The organism is Vibrio sp. 947, assembly GCF_033339115.1.
In the GTDB taxonomy this organism is placed as follows: Bacteria; Pseudomonadota; Gammaproteobacteria; order Enterobacterales; family Vibrionaceae; genus Vibrio; species Vibrio alginolyticus.
The window spans coordinates 1-18944 of record NZ_JAWOTX010000004.1 but is presented as its reverse complement, the minus strand read 5'-3'; the positions used below and the strand labels follow the sequence as shown (position 1 = coordinate 18944).

The window sequence follows — 18944 nt, the reverse complement described above, 5'->3', positions numbered from 1 at the left end:
AATAATTCCGTATTATGACTGAACAATATAATGCTGGTGCCATTGAAGTACTGAATGGCTTAGAGCCAGTACGTCGCCGACCAGGGATGTATACGGATACAGCGCGCCCAAACCATTTGGGCCAAGAAGTTATCGACAACAGTGTCGATGAAGCGCTAGCCGGACATGCCTCAAAAGTACAAGTCATCCTACATGCTGACCAATCACTCGAAGTGATCGATGATGGTCGAGGCATGCCTGTTGATATCCACCCAGAAGAGAAAGTATCAGGCGTAGAGCTAATTCTATGTAAGCTACATGCGGGTGGTAAGTTCTCTAACAAAAACTACCAATTCTCTGGTGGTTTGCACGGGGTAGGTATATCTGTAGTAAACGCGTTGTCAAAACGCGTTGAAGTAACAGTTCGTCGTGATGGTCAAGTGTATGAAATTGCATTTGAACACGGCGAGAAAGTGTCTGATCTGACCGTAACTGGCACATGTGGTCGTCGCAATCGCGGTACCAGCGTACATTTCTGGCCTGATGCGAAGTACTTCGATTCGGCTAACTTCTCTGTGACGCGCCTAGTCAACAACCTGCGCGCAAAAGCGGTTTTGTGCCCGGGCCTAGAGATTACATTAACCGACAAAGTTAATGGTAAAGACTATAAGTGGTACTACGAAGACGGTCTTAAAGACTATCTTGCGGAAGGTGTAAAAGGCTATCCAGTTATTCCTGAAGAACCATTTACTGGTGAGTTCTTGGCGGATACTGAAGCGGCAAACTGGGCGGTAATTTGGCAGCCAGAAGGCGGTGAGATGATCACCGAAAGCTACGTTAACCTAATCCCAACCGCTCAAGGTGGTACGCACGTTAATGGTTTACGCCAAGGCTTGTTAGAAGCAATGCGCGAATTCTGTGAGTTCCGTAATCTATTACCTCGTGGCGTTAAGCTAACGGGTGATGACGTTTTCGACCGCTGTTCTTACGTGTTGTCGGTTAAAATTCAAGATCCGCAATTTGCAGGCCAGACCAAAGAACGTCTGTCTTCTCGTCAAACCGCGGCATTTGTCTCTGGCGTAGTAAAAGATGCGTTCAGTCTTTGGTTGAACGAAAAGCCTCAGCTCGCAGAGCAATTGGCAGAAGTCTGTATCGCTAACGCGCACCGTCGTATGCGAGCGGCGAAAAAAGTCGTACGTAAGAAAGTGGCATCCGGCCCGGCATTGCCAGGCAAGTTGACCGACTGTTCTGCACAGGACTTAAGTCGCACGGAAATCTTCTTTGTGGAGGGTGACTCTGCGGGTGGCTCGGCAAAACAGGCACGTGACCGTGAATTCCAAGCCGTGATGCCACTGCGTGGTAAGATCTTGAACACGTGGGAAGTCTCTGCCGATCAAGTTCTTGCGTCTCAAGAAGTACACGATATCTCTGTTGCTTTGGGTATTGACCCAGATAGCGACAACCTCGAGAGTCTTCGTTACGGTAAGATCTGTATCCTTGCCGATGCGGACTCGGATGGTCTTCACATCGCAACGCTGCTTTGTGCTCTATTTACTCGTCACTTCCGCGCACTAGTGGAAGCGGGTCATATCTATGTGGCGATGCCGCCTCTGTATCGAATCGACTGCGGGAAAGAAGTGTTCTACGCCCTCGATGATGATGAAAAAGATGGCATTTTAGAGCGCTTGTCGAAGAAGAAAGCCAAAATCAACGTGCAACGATTCAAAGGTCTGGGTGAGATGAACCCACTTCAGTTGCGTGAAACCACCATGGATCCGAACACGCGTCGCTTAGTGCAGTTAACCATTGACGACTCTACGGCGACCATGGAAATGATGGACATGCTGCTAGGTAAAAAGCGTGCAGATGACCGTCGTTCTTGGCTACAAAACAACGGCGACTTGGCAGAGGTGTAACGGATGTCTACAGAAATTACCTACGATGGCGTCGAACAATTGCCAATGCGCAAGTTCACTGAAGACGCTTATCTGAACTACTCGATGTACGTAATCATGGACCGCGCCTTGCCATACATTGGTGATGGCTTAAAGCCGGTTCAACGACGCATCATTTATGCGATGTCAGAGCTTGGTCTCTCTGCATCAGCAAAATACAAAAAATCTGCACGTACCGTTGGTGACGTGCTAGGTAAATACCATCCGCACGGTGATTCAGCGTGTTACGAAGCGATGGTATTGATGGCTCAGCCATTCTCTTACCGCTATCCATTAGTGGATGGTCAAGGTAACTGGGGTGCGCCAGATGATCCGAAATCATTTGCGGCAATGCGTTATACCGAAGCAAAACTGTCTAAGTTTGCTGAAGTATTGCTTGGCGAACTTGGCCAGGGCACGGTTGAATGGCAACCTAACTTTGATGGCACAATGAAAGAGCCACAAATGTTGCCAGCACGTCTGCCTCACATCCTGCTTAACGGTGTAACCGGCATTGCCGTTGGTATGGCAACAGACATCCCACCGCACAACGTTCGTGAAATCGCAGATGCGACTATTCATTTGATCGACAACCCGAAAGCAGAACTGCCGGACGTGATGCAGTATGTCAAAGGTCCGGATTACCCAACAGAAGCAGAAATCATCTCGCCGCAAGCGGATATCGAGAAGATTTACCGCAACGGTCGTGGCAGCATCAAAATGCGTGCGGTTTGGCACAAAGAAGGTTCTGACATTGTTATCACTTCTTTGCCACACCAAGTATCGGGTGCCAAACTGCTTGAGCAAATCGCTAACCAGATGCGTGCGAAGAAGCTGCCAATGGTTGACGATCTTCGTGACGAATCGGATCACGAGAACCCAACGCGTATCGTTGTGGTGCCTAAGTCAAACCGCGTCGATTGTGATTTGTTGATGAACCACTTGTTCGCATCAACGGATCTTGAGCGCAGTTACCGCGTTAACTTGAACATGATTGGTTTGGATAACCGTCCTCAAGTTAAAGGTCTGGTGCAAATTCTGTCTGAGTGGATCGAGTTCCGTCGTACGACTGTGCGTCGTCGTCTACAACACCGCCTAGACAAAGTAATGGCTCGTCTACACATCTTGGAAGGTTTGTTGGTTGCTTACCTCAACCTAGATGAAGTGATTGAGATCATCCGTACTGAAGACGATCCAAAAGCGGTGCTGATGGAACGCTTTGGTATTACCGATATCCAAGCGGATGCAATTTTAGATACCAAACTTCGTCATCTAGCAAAACTAGAAGAGATGAAGATCCGTGGTGAGCAAGACGAGCTAGAGAAAGAGCGTGAGAAGCTAGAACAGCTACTCGGTTCTGAGCGTCGTCTGAACACACTACTGAAAAAAGAAATCAAAGCAGACGCAGAGAAATACGGTGATGACCGTCGCTCTCCAATGGTTGAGCGTGCAGAAGCAAAAGCGCTGACTGAACGTGACCTCGTACCAAGTGAGCCAATCACGGTTGTGCTTTCTGAGAAAGGTTGGATTCGTCACGCGAAAGGCCATGACGTGGATGCCGAAGGCTTAAACTATAAGTCGGGTGATAAGTATTTAGCGCATGCTCGAGGTAAGAGTAATCAGCCTGCGGTATTCCTAGGTAGTGACGGTCGAAGTTACTCTCTGGAATCGCACTCACTGCCTTCTGCTCGTAGTCAAGGTGAGCCGATTACCGGTCGCTTGAATATTACGGCTGGTAGCAGTATTCGCCAAGTCATCATGAGTGAAGAAGATCAGCTGTGGCTGGTGGGCTCAGATGCAGGTTACGGCTTTGTATGTAAAGGCGCGGACTTGCTGTCTAAAAACCGCAGTGGTAAAGCGCTCGTCACTTTACCTGCCAACTCTGAGATAATGACGCCAAAAGAGATTGAAGATTTAGACTCTGATGAAATCTTAGCAATCACTAACCAAGGTCGCATGCTGCTGTTCCCAATCAAAGACTTGCCACAACTGGCGAAAGGTAAAGGGAATAAGATCATCAACATTCCTGCTGCTAAAGCAAAAGAGCGAGAAGAAGTACTATCTCACTTAATGTCTTTACCAAAAGGTGCATCGTTAACGCTGTACGCGGGTAAGCGAAAGCTGGGTCTTAAACCGTCTGACCTTGATAACTTCCGTGGCGAACGTGGTCGCCGAGGCGGGCTACTACCGAGAGGTTTGCAGCGAGTCACTCGCATTGAAGTTGAGCTAGATGATTCCGATACGACGGAAACACCGAGCGATAGCGAGTAACGCACAAATAAAAATCCCAGCCAATGGCTGGGATTTTTTATGCTTCTTGCTTGTCTTCGGCAATGGTGACTTTCAAGGTCATCTCTTTTCCTTTGCGAATGATACCGACGTCCACGGTGGTGCCAGGACGTAAATCGGTAACGATATCCATAACGCTCTGACGCCCTTGCACTTTATTGCCATCAATACTGATAATGATGTCCTGCTTTTGGAAGCCTGCCGCATTGGCTGGACCATTTGGATCAATACCAAGTACGACAATACCACCTATGTGTTCATTTCCAAGTAGGCGAGCAGTGACCGCATTAATGTCTTGGCCGTCGATTCCAATATAACCACGAATCACGCGGCCATCAGCGATGATTTTCTGCATGATCTTACTCGCTAGCGGCGCAGGGATAGCAAAAGAAATACCGTAAGTTTCTAAGTCTGTCGCTTGCTGAAAAGAGGCGGTGTTAATGCCGACGAGCTCGCCTTGTGTGTTCACTAGGGCTCCACCAGAGTTACCTTCATTGATGGCGGCATCGGTTTGAATGAATGCTTGACGACCATCGCTAATAGATGAACGACCTGTGGCAGAAATAATGCCGAACGTTGTGGTTTGTCCAAGGTTGTATGGGTTACCGATGGCTAGTACTACATCGCCCACTTGTGGTTTGTAATTAGAGTTCAGAGGGATTACGGGCAAATTCGAACCTTCGACACGCAGCACGGCTATATCAGTACGCTTATCTGTCCCTACGAGCTGAGCCGCTGCGGCTCTGCCGTCTTGTAATGCCACAACAATTTGATCAGCTTGAGCGACCACATGATAGTTAGTAATGATGTAGCCTTTCTCACTAACAATGACCCCTGACCCCAGGCCTTGAGTTGAGAGTTTACTACGATCATTCTCAACATACTTACGACTGTAGATGTTTACCACGGCAGGTGCTGCTCTTCGGACCGCTTGATTAAACGTCAACTCGACTGATGCGATATTAACAGGTTGAGGATCAAGCGCGGCAGGAATTACGTTGTTGCGCAAAGATGGAACCGCCAGTAATACCACTGCGGCAGTAGCCAAGCCTAAAAAGACAGAACGTAATAAAAAGCTGAGCATATCCTCTCCATGCGTGAGCGCCAAAATGGCATCGAAGATGAAGAATAGCATTACATTGAAAAATAACAAAAGGGCAGCACGTCATCGCGCTGCCCTTTTCATTAGTTATTGAGCGATAAGGAAAAGTGATCGAGCCTTATCACTCAGTACTATGCATCGAAAACCTTATTTTCTATCACTTTGAAAGTGGTTAACGAATGACAAGATAAATAGTACGTTCACCACGTTGAATATTAAGAGCCAGTACACCTTTGTGTTTCTCTACGATTGTACGAAGCTCGGCAAGGTTTTTCACTCGTTGACGGTTCACTCCGATAATAATGTCACCTTGTTGTAATTGATATTGAGCAGCCGGAGAGTTATCTGCAACGCTCGATACTTTAACACCTTGGATTACATCACTTGGTGTTGTATTGCTTAACTCCGCACCTTTGAGTCCCTCATGTAATGTCTCCGCTTTAGCTTTCATATTCGTAGATTCGCCAAGCGTTACATCAAAGGTTTTATTCTTACCATCTCGAACCACACCTAATGTGATTTCTTTACCTGCGCCCAGTGTTGCCACTTTTGCGCGAAGCTCTGAGAAAGTATTAATCGCTTTGCCGTTTACCGATACAATTACGTCACCGGCTTTTAACCCTGCTTTATCGGCTGCGCTGTCCGGTACGACTTGACCAATAAAGGCCCCTTTACTCGACTCGTAACCCAGTGCATCAGCTAGCTCAGAGGTTACTTCGCCACCTTGCACACCCAACATGCCGCGTTTGACTTCACCAAACTCTAGAATTTGATCAGTGAGGTTTTTCATCATGTTTGATGGAATCGCAAAACCAATACCCACGTTACCGCCGTTAGGGCCTAAAATTGCAGTATTAATACCGATCAGCTCACCATTAAGGTTGACCAATGCACCACCAGAGTTACCGCTGTTAATTGCGGCATCGGTTTGGATGAAGTTTTCGAAGTTTTCAACGTTTAAGCCACTACGACCAAGGGCTGAAACAATACCCGAAGTTACGGTTTGACCGAGCCCAAATGGGTTACCAATCGCAACCGTAAAGTCACCGACACGCAGTTTGTCGGAATCCGCGACTTTAATCTGCGTTAAGTTTTTCGCTTTCTCTAATTTAAGTAACGCAACATCGGCCATTTCATCACCGCCAACGAGCGTAGCGTCATACTCGCGCCCGTCAAAGAGGCGAACTCGAATCTCATCTGCGCCCTTGATCACATGGTAGTTAGTGACAATATGGCCTTTCTTCGCATCAATAATGACACCAGACCCTAAACCTCTGAACGGGCGCTCTCGCCTTTGTTCCATAGGAAAGTCTGGGCCAAAGAAAAATTGAAATTGCTCGGGAATGCGGCTGGTTTGTACTTGTTTACCTTCTACAGCAATACTCACAACAGCTGGGGTCACCTTCTCAAGCATTGGTGCCAAGCTAGGTAACTGTTGGCCATCCACATTCAAAGGTAATGCGGCAGTGGCTTGAACTGGGGCAATAATCGAACCCAAACTCAGAGATAGAACGGTGAGCGCAAGCAGTGGTTTTTTCATCCAATAACTCCTCTTGAAACATGTCTGCCAAAAAGAAATATCCGAACGGTTAGTTCACTTTGTTAATAACTAATATAGGGTCTAGTTCGGACAATCAAAAGGGGAGGCAGTGCACATCCAAGTTAGAGCGAAGGTGAGGTGAAAAAGTTCAAAAAAGGGCCGATACAAATGTATCGGCCCTAGATAGAAGTAAGAGAGGATTATGATGCTTTTGCGGTTACCGCTTCGGGAGCATTAATGATTTCTTTCTCTTGATCCTTCAAAAGACCGGTGGCGCCATTAGCGTAGTCTTTTGGTTGTTCGTTAAACTCTGGTTGATCTTCTGCAATGGTTTCAGACGACATTGCCGTTTTCTTATCAAACGGGTTGTCTTGTTCTGGTAAGTTTGGCAAAAGCTCAGAAGAGGTCTTGGCCATATGTTGGTATAGCTTGGTGTAATCTTTACCTAGGGTGTCCAACATTTCTGCGGTTTGTGCAAAATGATCGACGAGCTCTTGACGTTGTTGCTCTAATTCAAACTTGGCCGCTTCAAGTTCTTTCTGCACAGACTTTTGTTTCTTGTATTCAGGGGTGGTTAGTCTACTAATGACTACGCCTACGATTGTACCGACCAGCAAACCCACAATGGCATAAATCCAAGGCATAACTGCTCCTTATAGTTGTTTTAACAAGTCTTTTACTACTTAGTTACACGCGGTGCTCGTCCATGTTACTATGGCTTGAACAGCCGATAAAGAAAAATAGCAGTATGTCTTCGGGGACTGATAACTACTTCTCTCTATTCTCAAAGTTGACCCCGAGGTAACCCTTTTCTCTATACCTCTATACGACTTAATACGATGACACCACTACAACAATATCAAAAAGACATAGCAGAACACGGGTTTCAGCGTGATGAAGCTCAGTATCAAGCGGTCGTTGCATTAGACAAGCTTTACCATGCTATCGTTGAATTTCAGTCAGCGCCTGTGCCTCAGCTTTCCAAATGGCAAAAGCTAATGGGGAAAAAAATCGACAAGCCTGAACCACCAAAAGGCCTTTACTTTTGGGGTGGGGTAGGTCGCGGTAAAACCTACCTTATGGACGCATTTTTTGATGCTTTACCGACCCAAAGAAAAATGCGCGTCCACTTCCATCGATTTATGTATCGAGTACATGATGAGTTGAAGCTGTTAGGTGATGTCGAAAATCCTCTATCAAAAGTGGCGGATAAATTTAAAGAAGAAGCAGATGTGGTTTGCTTTGATGAATTTTTTGTTTCCGACATTACTGATGCGATGATCCTTGCAACGCTACTTCAAGAAATGTTCAAGCGGCAGATGATCCTAGTCGCGACTTCAAACATCGAGCCGCAGAACTTATATCGTAACGGTTTGCAAAGAGCGCGCTTTTTGCCCGCGATCGATATGATTTTGGCACGTTGTGAAGTGTTGAATGTCGATAGTGGCGTTGATTATCGCTTAAGAACGTTAGAACAGGCTGAAATATACCATTACCCGCTTGATGAGCAGGCTAGCATAAACCTTAACAAATATTATCAGCAGCTGACTGGAGAGCGTCAGTTTGTTGCTCATCAAATCGAAGTTAACCACCGTCAACTAGCGGTGATTGAAGCAAGCGACGGGGTGCTGCATGCGTCGTTTGCTCAGTTGTGTCAAACTGCTCGCAGTCAAAATGACTACATTGAATTGTCTCGTATTTACCACACTGTATTACTGGCAGATGTTCAACAAATGAACCGAAAAATAGATGATGCGGCGAGACGCTTTATCGCGCTAGTCGATGAGTTTTACGAGCGCAATGTTAAGTTGATTATTTCTGCTGAAGTGCCAATGGCCGACTTATATACTGACGGGCAGTTAGAGTTCGAATTTAAGCGCTGTTTGTCTCGGCTTACTGAGATGCAAAGTCATGAGTATCTCGCGCGTGAACATTTGGCCTAGATCCAATGGGTTCTTAAAAAAGTGAAGAAAAAATTAGTGATTTGGCGCAAAAAAAGGTGATTTTTTCTTCGCTCTTCTCTATAATCCTGCGACCCACCGTTACTGCAGACCTGATTATCGAAGTTATTTCGACATTGAAGGTCGAGAGTACCAACGACTCGAAGGGGTGATGACTGGGCTCTTAGACAGTGTGGGAGCACTATTGGGTGTTCCTTTAAAGTTTAAAATTTAATTAACGGGTTATTGTTAGCATGAAAACTTTCGTTGCTAAACCAGAAACTGTAAAACGCGACTGGTACGTTGTAGACGCTGAAGGTAAAACTCTTGGCCGTCTAGCAAGTGAAATTGCATCTCGCCTACGTGGCAAACATAAAGCTGAATACACTCCTCACGTTGACACTGGTGATTACATCATCGTTATCAACGCTGAGAAAGTTGCTGTAACTGGTAACAAAGCTAAGAACAAAGTGTACTACCGTCACTCTGAATTCCCAGGTGGTCTAAAATCTATCACTTTTGAAAAGTTGATCGATCGTAAACCTGAGATGGCTCTTGAGCTTGCAGTTAAAGGCATGCTTCCACGTGGTCCTCTAGGCCGTGCTATGTACCGTAAGCTAAAAGTTTACGCGGGCGCTGAGCACAACCATGTTGCTCAACAACCACAAGTACTAGACATCTAATTGGGGATTTCGAAAATGGCAGAGAATCAATACTACGGCACTGGCCGTCGCAAAAGCTCAGCTGCACGTGTTTTCATTAAACCAGGCAGCGGTAACATTGTAGTAAACAAGCGTAACCTTGACGAATACTTCGGTCGTCCAACAGCACGTATGGTTGTACAACAACCTCTAGAGCTAGTTGAACTAACTGAAAAGCTAGACCTTTACGTAACAGTTAAAGGCGGCGGTATTTCTGGTCAAGCTGGTGCTATCCGTCACGGTATCACTCGCGCGCTTATGGAATACGATGAGTCTCTACGTCCTGCTCTACGCGCAGCTGGCTACGTTACTCGTGACGCTCGTTGCGTTGAACGTAAGAAAGTTGGTCTACGTAAAGCACGTCGTCGTCCACAGTTCTCTAAGCGTTAATTTCCTCTTATCGGGAATTATGCTTTTCAGAGTTACTCTGGAAACTGTGTACCAAAAGCTCGGCTCTATGCCGGGCTTTTTTGTATTTAAAGACATCATACTTGTCTTCAAGCAACGAACAGCCTTCACTTATCATCACACTCCGAGCAGGCCTTCTTATTCGTCCTCTTCGTCGAAAGGTTGCCAGTGCCGTTTTATATGTGTGCCTTATTTAATCGCGACTCACCACGCTTTCTCTTGCGATGCAGCATAGATGTATTCATCAGCAAGAATGTCTTTGTATCTTATTCTCCCTGTAACATGTTTTAAAATGACTTACGCTCCTTTTTGAGCATTCTGCGTGCTACAAAATTGAAAATATAAACACAGCAAGCTGAACGCATAATACGAAATATTTCTCTGTGTAATTAACTGAAAACTACCAAGATAAAAGGTTTTATCCGCTTTCAGCGGGGCTTCTATGTGGTGCTTTCTTGTTACAAATCACATCAATTTTTTATAATTCTGCCGCTTTTGTGACGACGCGAGCGATTTGCCTCACAAATGTTACAAAAAGGTAGCTTTATCTTGTCAAAAAGTAGGGTTTTCTTTATCATTTCCCTCCAATAAATAGAACTAAATTCATTATTTGTTAGCCATGCTCTTATAAGCGGAATAATAACGATCCAAAGGGAGCAAATGGGAGAATGTTTGGATGAGCAACGCGCCTTTAAATAACGGTCGCAGGCGTTTTCTAACCGCTACAACGGCAGTTGTTGGTGGGTTAGGGGCAGTCGCCGTCGCCGTGCCTTTTATCAAATCATGGAATCCGAGTGCTAAAGCCAAAGCGGCGGGCGCACCGGTGGAAGTGGATATAAGTAAAATTGAACCAGGTCAGCTGGTTCGTGTTGAGTGGCAGGGAAAACCTGTATGGATTGTTCGCCGCACTCAAAGCGTTCTGGATAACTTAAAATCGATCGGTGATAAGCTTCGCGATCCACAATCTGAAATGGAGCAGCAGCCTGAGTACGCTCAGAATGAGTTTCGTTCGATTAAGGAAGAGTTTTTCGTCGCAGTTGGTTTCTGTACCCACTTAGGTTGTTCACCAACCTATCTACCTGACTCTTTCTCAGAGCAGGTGCAGGGCGTAAGATCTGGCTTCTTCTGTCCTTGTCATGGTTCTAAGTTCGACATGGCTGGTCGAGTGTTCCAAGGAGTACCTGCTCCGTTGAACCTTGTCGTTCCTAAGCACATGTATTTGAGCGATACCAAGCTCATTGTGGGTGTTGATGAGGGAGATGCATAATGCAAGCAATGTTAGATTGGGTTGAAAAGCGTATTCCTGCAATGAATGCTTATAAAAAGCATTTGTCTGAATACCCAATGCCTAAGAACTTCAACTTTTGGTACCTTTTCGGTTCTCTGGCGATGCTGGTTCTTGTTAACCAAATCCTAACGGGTATTTGGCTAACGATGAACTATGTTCCTTCAGGTGACGGTGCATTTGCGTCTATCGAATATATTATGCGTGATGTAGAGTACGGTTGGCTTCTGCGTTACATGCATTCCACTGGCGCGTCAGCGTTTTTCGTTGTTGTGTATCTTCACATGTTCCGTGGTTTGATCTACGGTTCATACCAAAAACCTCGTGAACTATTGTGGATCTTCGGTATGTTGATCTTCCTTGTTCTCATGGCTGAAGCGTTCATGGGTTACCTACTTCCATGGGGTCAGATGTCATACTGGGGTGCACAGGTAATCATTTCCCTGTTTGGTGCTATTCCTGTTATCGGTGATGACCTAACGCTTTGGATTCGTGGTGACTACATCATCTCTGGTGCAACGCTAAACCGTTTCTTCGCACTACACGTTATTGCCCTGCCTATTGTTTTGCTTCTTCTTGTTGTTCTGCATGTATTGGCGCTGCACGAAGTAGGCTCAAACAACCCGGATGGTATCGAAACTAAGCTGCCAAAAGGCTCAATGGGCGACGATTACAAAACGCAATTCAAGTTCCACGATTACTACACGAAGAAATATGACATCATTGATTCGATTCCTTTCCATCCGTACGGCACGGTTAAGGACTTGGTCGGTGTCGCTGGTTTCTTGTTCTTCTTCTGTTACGTGCTGTTCTTTAACCCAGAGATGGGTGGGTACTTCCTTGAGCCGCCTAACTTTGAAGCTGCAAACCCATTGAAGACACCAGAGCATATTGCCCCGGTATGGTACTTCACGCCGTTCTACGCAATCTTACGTGCGGTTCCAGACAAACTATTAGGTGTTATCCTAATGGGCGCGTCAATTGCAGTGCTGTTTGTTCTACCTTGGTTGGATCGTTGTAAAGTTCGTTCATACCGTTACCGTAGCAAACTTCATCTATTGAATATTGTACAGTTCACTATCGCCTTTATCGCTCTGGGTATTTTAGGTGCGTTACCTGCGACACCAACGTACACACTACTATCTCAGATCTTTAGCTTGTGTTACTTCATGTTCTTTGTGTTGCTGTTCTTCTACAGCAAAAATGAAGCAACCAAACCATTACCAGAGAGGGTGACATTCAAATGAAGAAGTGGATTGTAATTCTATTTGCTATGTTGCCATCACTAGCGATGGCAGCTGGGGCCAATGTTCCGCTGGATAAAGCGAATGTTGACCTTACGGATAAAGCTTCGCTACAAAACGGCGCGAAGTTGTTCATGAACTACTGTTTTGCTTGTCACTCTACGCAATACCAGCGTTACGAGCGTGTAGCAACAGACTTGGAAATTCCAACAGACTTAATGAAAGAAAACCTGATTTTCAATCCTGAAGCGAAAATCGGTGATCTAATGGTCAATGCTATGCCACCGAAGCAAGCGGCAAACTGGTTTGGTGCTCCACCACCAGATCTTACGTTGGTTGCACGAGTTCGTGGTGCTGATTGGTTATACACTTACTTACGCTCTTTCTATGTTGATCCATCTCGTCCATTCGGCGTGAACAACATCGTCTTCCCGAGTGTTGGTATGCCGCATGTACTTGAAGAGCTACAGGGCATCCCGACGCCGATTTACGATACGAAAATCGTAGATGGCGAAGAAGTACAAGTTGTTGTTGGTACTGAAACCGATGGCACGGGTGAGCTGAGTGAAGGCGAATATGACAAAGCGGTTGGCGATCTCGTTAACTTCTTAGTTTATTCAGGTGACCCAGTGCAGCTTGAGCGTCATGCTTTAGGCTGGTGGGTAATGGGCTTCTTAGTGCTTCTAACCATCGTTGTTGTGATGCTCAAGAAAGAGTATTGGCGCGATGTGCATTAATTGTGCTAAAATACCGTGCTAATTCCCAATTTTAATTGATGTACAATGGAGGCTTAGCCTCCATTGTTTTTATTTGTAAGTGTACTGGAGGGCTCCATGGCTGTAGCTGCCAATAAACGTTCTGTGATGACTCTTTTCTCAAGTGCATCAGATTTGTATAGCCATCAGGTTCGCATTGTACTAGCTGAAAAAGGCGTAAGTGTTGAAGTTGAGCTTGTTGACGAAGCAAACCTTCCTGCTGAGCTTGTTGAGCTAAACCCATATAAATCAGTGCCAACTCTTGTTGACCGTGAGCTAGCTCTTTACGATTCAAAAATCATCATGGAGTACTTGGACGAGCGTTTCCCTCATCCACCTCTAATGCCGGTTTACCCTGTTGCTCGTGGCAACAGCCGCTTGATGATGTACCGTATCGAACGCAACTGGTATTCACTCGCTGAAAAAGTGATGAAAGGTAATGCGGAAGAATCAGAAAAAGCACGCACAAAGCTGCGTAATGATCTTCTGACGTTAGCGCCAATTTTTGCTGAATATGAGTACTTCATGAGCGAAGAATTCAGCTTGATCGATTGTTACCTAGCTCCACTATTGTGGCGTTTGCCTCAACTTGGTATCGATCTTGTTGGCCCTGGTTCAAAAGAAATCAAGGTATACATGAACCGCGTATTTGAACGTGATTCGTTCCTTGCTTCTTTGACTGAAGCTGAACGTGAAATGCGCCTAGTTCGCTAAGCGATTTAAAACACGTTATGGATATTGCAAAAATGACTGCTCGCCGCCCGTATATGCTTCGCGCATTTTACGACTGGTTAGTAGACAATGACTTGACTCCTCACTTGGTTGTGGATGCAACAATGCCAGGGGTGCGTGTCCCGGTTGAATTTATTCAAGATGGTCAAATTATTTTGAATATTGCGCCACGTGCAGTGGGTAATCTTGAGTTAGGTAATGATGCGATTACCTTCCATGCTCGCTTTAGCGGTCGTCCGCACTCAGTGATCGTGCCTGTGTATGCTGTTCAAGCTATTTATGCACGTGAGAATGGTGCTGGTACTATGTTTGAACCAGAAGAAGCGTACACTCACATCGAAGAAGAAGCGATGACCGAGGAAGAATCATCCCCATCGTTCACAACGGTTAGCGATGAGCCTTCTGAGTTAGTTTCTGATTCAGATGCCGAAGAGGACGATGCTCCTCGACCAAAAGGCAAACCAAGCTTAAGAGTGATTAAATAATAAAAAAGCAGCGTTACGCTGCTTTTTTCTTTTTAACTTGTTGAAGATGATTTCAAGCCAGACTTTGGAAATTACTCACTAATCGTAAAGACTTCGACGTTCTTTTCACTTTCTGTACTTGCCTCACTTTCTATTGTTTGTACACCGTCACTCGGTAAGTCTACTTCAACAGGCTCCATTTCGCCGTATTGGAACCCTTTAATGACTTGTTTTACGCCTGAGATATTACGCGCGATTTCTGTCGCTCGATCGCCTTGCTCTGGCGTGACATAACCAAACAGAAAAACGTCGCCATCTTCGGTGATCACTTTAACCTTAACACCATTAAGCTCAGAATCAGTAAGCAAAGCTGACTTTACTTTGGTTGTGATCCAGCTGTCATTGCTAATCTGGGTAACAGTGAGTGGCTCTTTTTGTTTGATTTGATTGTGTATGACTTTTACACCACTAACTTCTCGAGCCCTTCGCTCTAAAGCAAGGATAAGGTCTTGTGTCGGAGCTTGTCCCATAAGGACTACAGTCCCATTATATGAACTGGCAACGACACGAACTTCACCTTTAAACGGTGCTTTATTGCCGATCGCCGCAACTTCGAATTCGATGTTATTGTCCTGCCAGATTTGTTTTGTCGTGCGTGTGTCCGTGACAATATTCGCTGTGGTTGCTGCACCTGCGATAAACAAACCTGCGCAACCACTTAAACTCAATGCTGTTAATAAGATAACAAGGCTACGTATCATAATTCTGACTCTCAGTCTTGGTTACTCTTCGTGAGCAGGGAAAAGCACTTGGTCAATAAGATCACAAAGGCAATGGAGTGTTACCATATGTACTTCGTGAATACGTGCAGTGCGGTGTGATGGAATACGAATTTCGACGTCGTTCTCACCGAGCAGTCCTGCCATCTCTCCGCCATCTTTTCCTGTTAGCGCGATAATCGTCATGTCTCGAGTTACGGCTGCTTCCATCGCTTTGATAATATTTTTACTGTTACCGCTAGTCGACATGGCAAGCAAAATGTCGCCTGGTTGACCAAACGCTCGTACCTGTTTTGAGAAGATTTCCTGGTAGTGGTAATCGTTGGCCACTGCGGTTAGGGTGGTATTATCGGCGGTTAAGGCCATTGCTGGTAGGCTAGGGCGCTCAGTTTCAAAACGGTTTAAAAGACAAGAAACAAATTGTTGAGCGTTTGAAGCACTGCCGCCATTACCACAACATAAAATTTTATTGCCATTAAGCAGGCTCGACACCATCGCTTGAGCTGCATGAGTAATGGCATCAGGCAGCGCCTCTGCTGCTGCGATTTGAATTTGAATACTTTCTGTAAAGCTGTCTTTAATGCTGTCTAGCATCGCTTATCCTTCAGAGATTGCGTTTTCTATCCAGTTGATATCTCGCCCATTATCATGAATGGCGATGACATCAAATCGATAATCGATATTGTGTTTTAAGCGCTTTTGTTGGCTAAGCCAAACTTGTGCGGTTTTGACTAGCTTGCGCATTTTAGCGTGCGTCACCATTTCTGCTGCCGAGCCAAAGTGATTGTTCTTACGGTATTTGACTTCAACAAACACAATAGTTTCACCTTGTTGGAAGATTAAATCAATCTCACCGACCTTAGTCAGAAAATTTTGTTCAATAAAGTTTAAGCCCTGGCGTTGTAAATACTGCTTCGCCAGAGCTTCATATTGATTTCCGATTTGGCGCTTACTAAAGAGCCCCACGCTCAGCCCAGCTTAGCTCACGCTGTACAACACAATTATTGTCGATACTTAAAATACCGGTTTGGCCACCGACTGAGTAGCCCGGAACGACCTTCATTTGTGGCAGCTCCCCAATCAATTTATACGCATCCATACCCAGTGCTTTCAAACGTTTTTCCATGTTAGATTGCTCTGACCACAGCTCGTTCATTTCAGCGGTCACGCTAGGGTCTGGGTCAATCAGTAATGGAATATCGCTGTAGATGATGCCTGTTAGATCTTCGTAAGTCGCGCCGCCACTGTTGCTACGCGAGCTAGAGAAAATTTGTGGCGCTTTGGCGTCTGGGTTAATCGCTACCTCAATAAACGGCTTGATCAAAGTCAGTTCCGTGCTTCTAGCAACAATATAAACCGCATCGACATCACGACGGCTACGTGGCTGTGTTTCAAGCTTGATACGCATTAGTGATTGCATCTGAGCAATACGTTGTTTGCTTTCTTGCAGACCAAATACTTCATTGATGTCTTTTTGAAGTTGGCGCTTGTCGCCAAAATAACTTGCTGCGACTTTATTAGAGCTGTACTTGCGCCACTCTTTGTTGAACGCTTCAGTTACACGTTCACCAAAGCTGCCCTTTGGTGCCAGGATCAGAGGGAAGTTATAGCCTTCGCTGAACAAGTGTTTCGCTGCTTGTGCGGCTTCTTGTTCCGGTGATAATGCCAAGTAGCAAATATTGCTATCTGGTTGCACATCTTCGGGAATATTTAGCGCAAGGGCTGGAATCGTAGGGCCATTTTCTGAGCCATCCATGGTTGTGTGCAATAGCTCAACGTTTTCTTTTTCTAGGGGACCAACAACAAAATCGATGTTTTCATTGATCAAACGTTGTTTAATTTGGTCGGCGTTATACGCATTAGTGTCTATTACCGTGAGGGTAGCGCTTGGATCACGGTTACGATCATTCATCATCGCAAACACAAAACCATCACGAATTAATTGCGCTTGTGGCGAGAATTTACCAGTAAGCGGCAGTAACAAAGCGGTGTTGTTTGGTTTAACGATGTCTAGAGAGAGAATGTTTTGAATCTCTTCTGGTGTGTAGATAGCGGCTGGATGCGATGGGTTCTCGTTTAACCAGCGTTCGAGGGTATTTTTTAGTTGGGATAAGTTGCCCGACAGCGTTTTCGCATAAATAGCGAGTTGTAGCCAACCATCCAAAACATCTTCATTTGGCTCTGTTTCTAATGAGGTCAGTTCGTACTCGGAGTAGCTGCCAAAGTTCATCCAAATACGGCTAGAAATCTCTCTCTGCTCCGCGGACGATGCATATTGGCCAAATGCAACCAGTTGGCGGTTTGCCTCAAACGCTTGGTTAAGACCTTGATAAGCGTCGGCACGCATCAAGTAATAGTCTTTCCATTGCTCATTTGGCAACTTCCACCAAGGTTTAAAATTCAACAATTGCAGCAACTGAGAGTAATTACCCTGTTTTTGCTGTATGGTCGCACGCGCTAGTTGCCACTCTGCTTGCTGAACTTCGGTTAACTGTTGACGAGCCAGGCGCTTGATCAACATTTCTGCTTGATCAAACTGGTTTGCTTGAATCGCGGCTTTGGTTGCCATGATCAACCAGTCATTTTGTAAACTGCCTTCCGTGCTATCAGCTTGGATCATATAGTTCTGAACAGACTGAGTAGGCTCAAGTGTTACATCAACGCCATCAGGCTGTCTTGGACCTGAAGAACAGGCGGCGAGCGTAATTGCTAGTGCAACAGGAGTAAGTATGCGTGGTACACTGAGTCTCTTATGGTTAATCATTGCCGTGAGTTCTCTATAATTTTGTACAAAATTGTCTCTATATTAATCGTTGAAGTGATGGTAAACAAATGACAGATAAAAATAAGTTGCCGAATGAGGGGCCAACTCTCTATATCGTACCGACTCCAATCGGAAATTTAGCGGATATCACCCAACGTGCTATCGAAATTCTGTCGACTGTGGACATCATTGCCGCTGAGGATACTCGACATACGGGCAAATTACTGTCTCACTTCAATATTCAAACCAAAACTTTTGCTCTACACGACCACAATGAGCAGCAAAAAGCACAAGTTTTGGTAGAAAAGCTGCTTTCCGGTCAGTCTATCGCATTAGTTTCTGACGCTGGTACGCCACTTATCAGCGACCCAGGATACCATTTGGTGACAAAATGTCGTCAAGCGGGCGTTAGAGTTGTGCCTCTTCCAGGTGCTTGTGCGGTCATTACGGCGTTAAGTGCCTCTGGCTTGCCATCGGATCGCTTTAGCTTCGAAGGTTTTTTACCACCGAAAAGCAAAGGTCGTAAGGATAAATTCCTAGAGATTGCTTCGGTAGAGCGTACGTGTATTTTTTACGAGTCACCGCACCGTATTTTAGACTCTCTACAAGACATGTTAGACGTTCTTGGCCCAGATAGAGAAGTTGTGTTGGCAAGAGAGCTAACAAAAACCTTTGAAACCATTCAAGGCATGCCGTTAGGTGAGCTGATTGAATGGGTGAAAAGTGACGATAACCAACAGCGTGGTGAAATGGTATTGTTGGTACATGGCCATCGTGAAACAACAGACGACTCACTACCTGAAGATGCTTTACGCACGTTAGGGATTTTGACCAAAGAGCTGCCTTTGAAAAAAGCAGCTGCTTTGGTGGCAGAAATACATAACTTGAAGAAGAATGCGCTATATAAATGGGGCTTAGAAAACTTAGACTAAGTGCCGCTAGCGAGATAAATGACCCGTCCTGATATGGGTTGACACTTTTTAACTAAAACGCTCGATGTACTTCATCGGGCGTTTTGTATTTTAAAG

The 18944-nt window shown here is 45.4% G+C and carries 18 protein-coding genes; 11 read left to right on the top strand and 7 right to left on the bottom strand.

The genetic code is table 11. The features are described 5' to 3' along the window. Window positions 1-14: 14 nt before the first annotated feature. The gene (parE, locus tag R7Q39_RS06135) at window positions 15-1895 is read left to right on the top strand and encodes a DNA topoisomerase IV subunit B (RefSeq protein WP_005387417.1); all 1881 of its coding nucleotides are present in this window, start codon (window positions 15-17) and stop codon (window positions 1893-1895) included. A 3-nt stretch (window positions 1896-1898) separates the two neighbouring features. After that, window positions 1899-4184 (top strand): DNA topoisomerase IV subunit A, encoded by a 2286-nt coding sequence (parC, locus tag R7Q39_RS06130; protein WP_017633605.1) that lies wholly within the window; start codon window positions 1899-1901, stop codon window positions 4182-4184. Between the two features lie 37 nt (window positions 4185-4221). Here the strand turns inward: parC and degS are convergent, their stop codons facing one another. The 3 genes from degS to zapG form a co-directional block, all read right to left on the bottom strand. Next, window positions 4222-5286: an outer membrane-stress sensor serine endopeptidase DegS gene (gene degS, locus R7Q39_RS06125; RefSeq protein WP_017633606.1), complete on the bottom strand. Its 1065-nt coding sequence runs from the start codon at window positions 5284-5286 to the stop codon at window positions 4222-4224. Between the two features lie 190 nt (window positions 5287-5476). Further along, window positions 5477-6844, bottom strand: a complete 1368-nt coding sequence (locus tag R7Q39_RS06120; RefSeq protein WP_025768400.1) for a Do family serine endopeptidase — start codon at window positions 6842-6844, stop codon at window positions 5477-5479. Window positions 6845-7044: 200 nt separating this feature from the next. Beyond that, entirely contained in the window at window positions 7045-7488 is a 444-nt protein-coding gene (gene zapG / locus R7Q39_RS06115) for a Z-ring associated protein ZapG (protein WP_005379861.1), read from the bottom strand. Between the two features lie 195 nt (window positions 7489-7683). Between zapG and zapE the strand changes: the two genes are divergently transcribed. From zapE to sspB, 8 genes are all read left to right on the top strand, one after another. Further along, complete coding sequence (zapE, locus tag R7Q39_RS06110; RefSeq protein ID WP_005387411.1) at window positions 7684-8787, top strand: cell division protein ZapE; 1104 nt, start codon at window positions 7684-7686, stop codon at window positions 8785-8787. 251 nt (window positions 8788-9038) lie between these two features. Next, complete coding sequence (gene rplM, locus R7Q39_RS06105; protein WP_005372872.1) at window positions 9039-9467, top strand: 50S ribosomal protein L13; 429 nt, start codon at window positions 9039-9041, stop codon at window positions 9465-9467. 15 nt (window positions 9468-9482) lie between these two features. After that, a complete protein-coding gene (gene rpsI, locus R7Q39_RS06100) occupies window positions 9483-9875 on the top strand; it encodes a 30S ribosomal protein S9 (protein WP_005372876.1) in 393 nt (130 codons plus the stop codon). A 694-nt stretch (window positions 9876-10569) separates the two neighbouring features. Beyond that, entirely contained in the window at window positions 10570-11160 is a 591-nt protein-coding gene (gene petA / locus R7Q39_RS06095) for a ubiquinol-cytochrome c reductase iron-sulfur subunit (RefSeq protein ID WP_005372877.1), read from the top strand. Further along, window positions 11160-12425, top strand: a complete 1266-nt coding sequence (locus R7Q39_RS06090) for a cytochrome b (RefSeq protein WP_005372880.1) — start codon at window positions 11160-11162, stop codon at window positions 12423-12425. The genes petA and R7Q39_RS06090 overlap by 1 nt, the downstream gene beginning before the upstream one ends. Further along, window positions 12422-13159 (top strand): cytochrome c1, encoded by a 738-nt coding sequence (locus tag R7Q39_RS06085; protein WP_005372881.1) that lies wholly within the window; start codon window positions 12422-12424, stop codon window positions 13157-13159. Before R7Q39_RS06090 ends, R7Q39_RS06085 begins: the two co-directional genes overlap by 4 nt. A 96-nt stretch (window positions 13160-13255) precedes the next feature. After that, window positions 13256-13891 carry a stringent starvation protein SspA gene (sspA, locus tag R7Q39_RS06080; protein WP_005372897.1) on the top strand — a complete coding sequence of 212 codons (636 nt, stop codon included), beginning with the start codon at window positions 13256-13258 and terminating at the stop codon, window positions 13889-13891. 17 nt (window positions 13892-13908) lie between these two features. Then, window positions 13909-14394 (top strand): ClpXP protease specificity-enhancing factor, encoded by a 486-nt coding sequence (sspB, locus tag R7Q39_RS06075; RefSeq protein WP_005387408.1) that lies wholly within the window; start codon window positions 13909-13911, stop codon window positions 14392-14394. Window positions 14395-14465: 71 nt separating this feature from the next. Here the strand turns inward: sspB and R7Q39_RS06070 are convergent, their stop codons facing one another. Genes R7Q39_RS06070 through R7Q39_RS06055 form a run of 4 tightly spaced genes read right to left on the bottom strand, consistent with a single transcriptional unit; the run spans window position 14466 to window position 17916 of the window. Next, complete coding sequence (locus tag R7Q39_RS06070; protein ID WP_005387407.1) at window positions 14466-15134, bottom strand: BON domain-containing protein; 669 nt, start codon at window positions 15132-15134, stop codon at window positions 14466-14468. A gap of 21 nt (window positions 15135-15155) precedes the next feature. After that, on the bottom strand, window positions 15156-15746 hold the full coding sequence (locus R7Q39_RS06065) for a phosphoheptose isomerase (protein WP_005372901.1): 591 nt from the start codon (window positions 15744-15746) through the stop codon (window positions 15156-15158). Between the two features lie 3 nt (window positions 15747-15749). After that, window positions 15750-16118, bottom strand: coding sequence for a YraN family protein (locus tag R7Q39_RS06060; protein ID WP_005372903.1), 369 nt, complete (start codon window positions 16116-16118; stop codon window positions 15750-15752). Continuing rightward, complete coding sequence (locus R7Q39_RS06055; protein WP_005372905.1) at window positions 16105-17916, bottom strand: penicillin-binding protein activator; 1812 nt, start codon at window positions 17914-17916, stop codon at window positions 16105-16107. The genes R7Q39_RS06060 and R7Q39_RS06055 overlap by 14 nt, the downstream gene beginning before the upstream one ends. Window positions 17917-17984: 68 nt before the next feature. Between R7Q39_RS06055 and rsmI the strand changes: the two genes are divergently transcribed. After that, on the top strand, window positions 17985-18848 hold the full coding sequence (rsmI, locus tag R7Q39_RS06050; protein WP_005372907.1) for a 16S rRNA (cytidine(1402)-2'-O)-methyltransferase: 864 nt from the start codon (window positions 17985-17987) through the stop codon (window positions 18846-18848). Window positions 18849-18944: the final 96 nt, after the last annotated feature.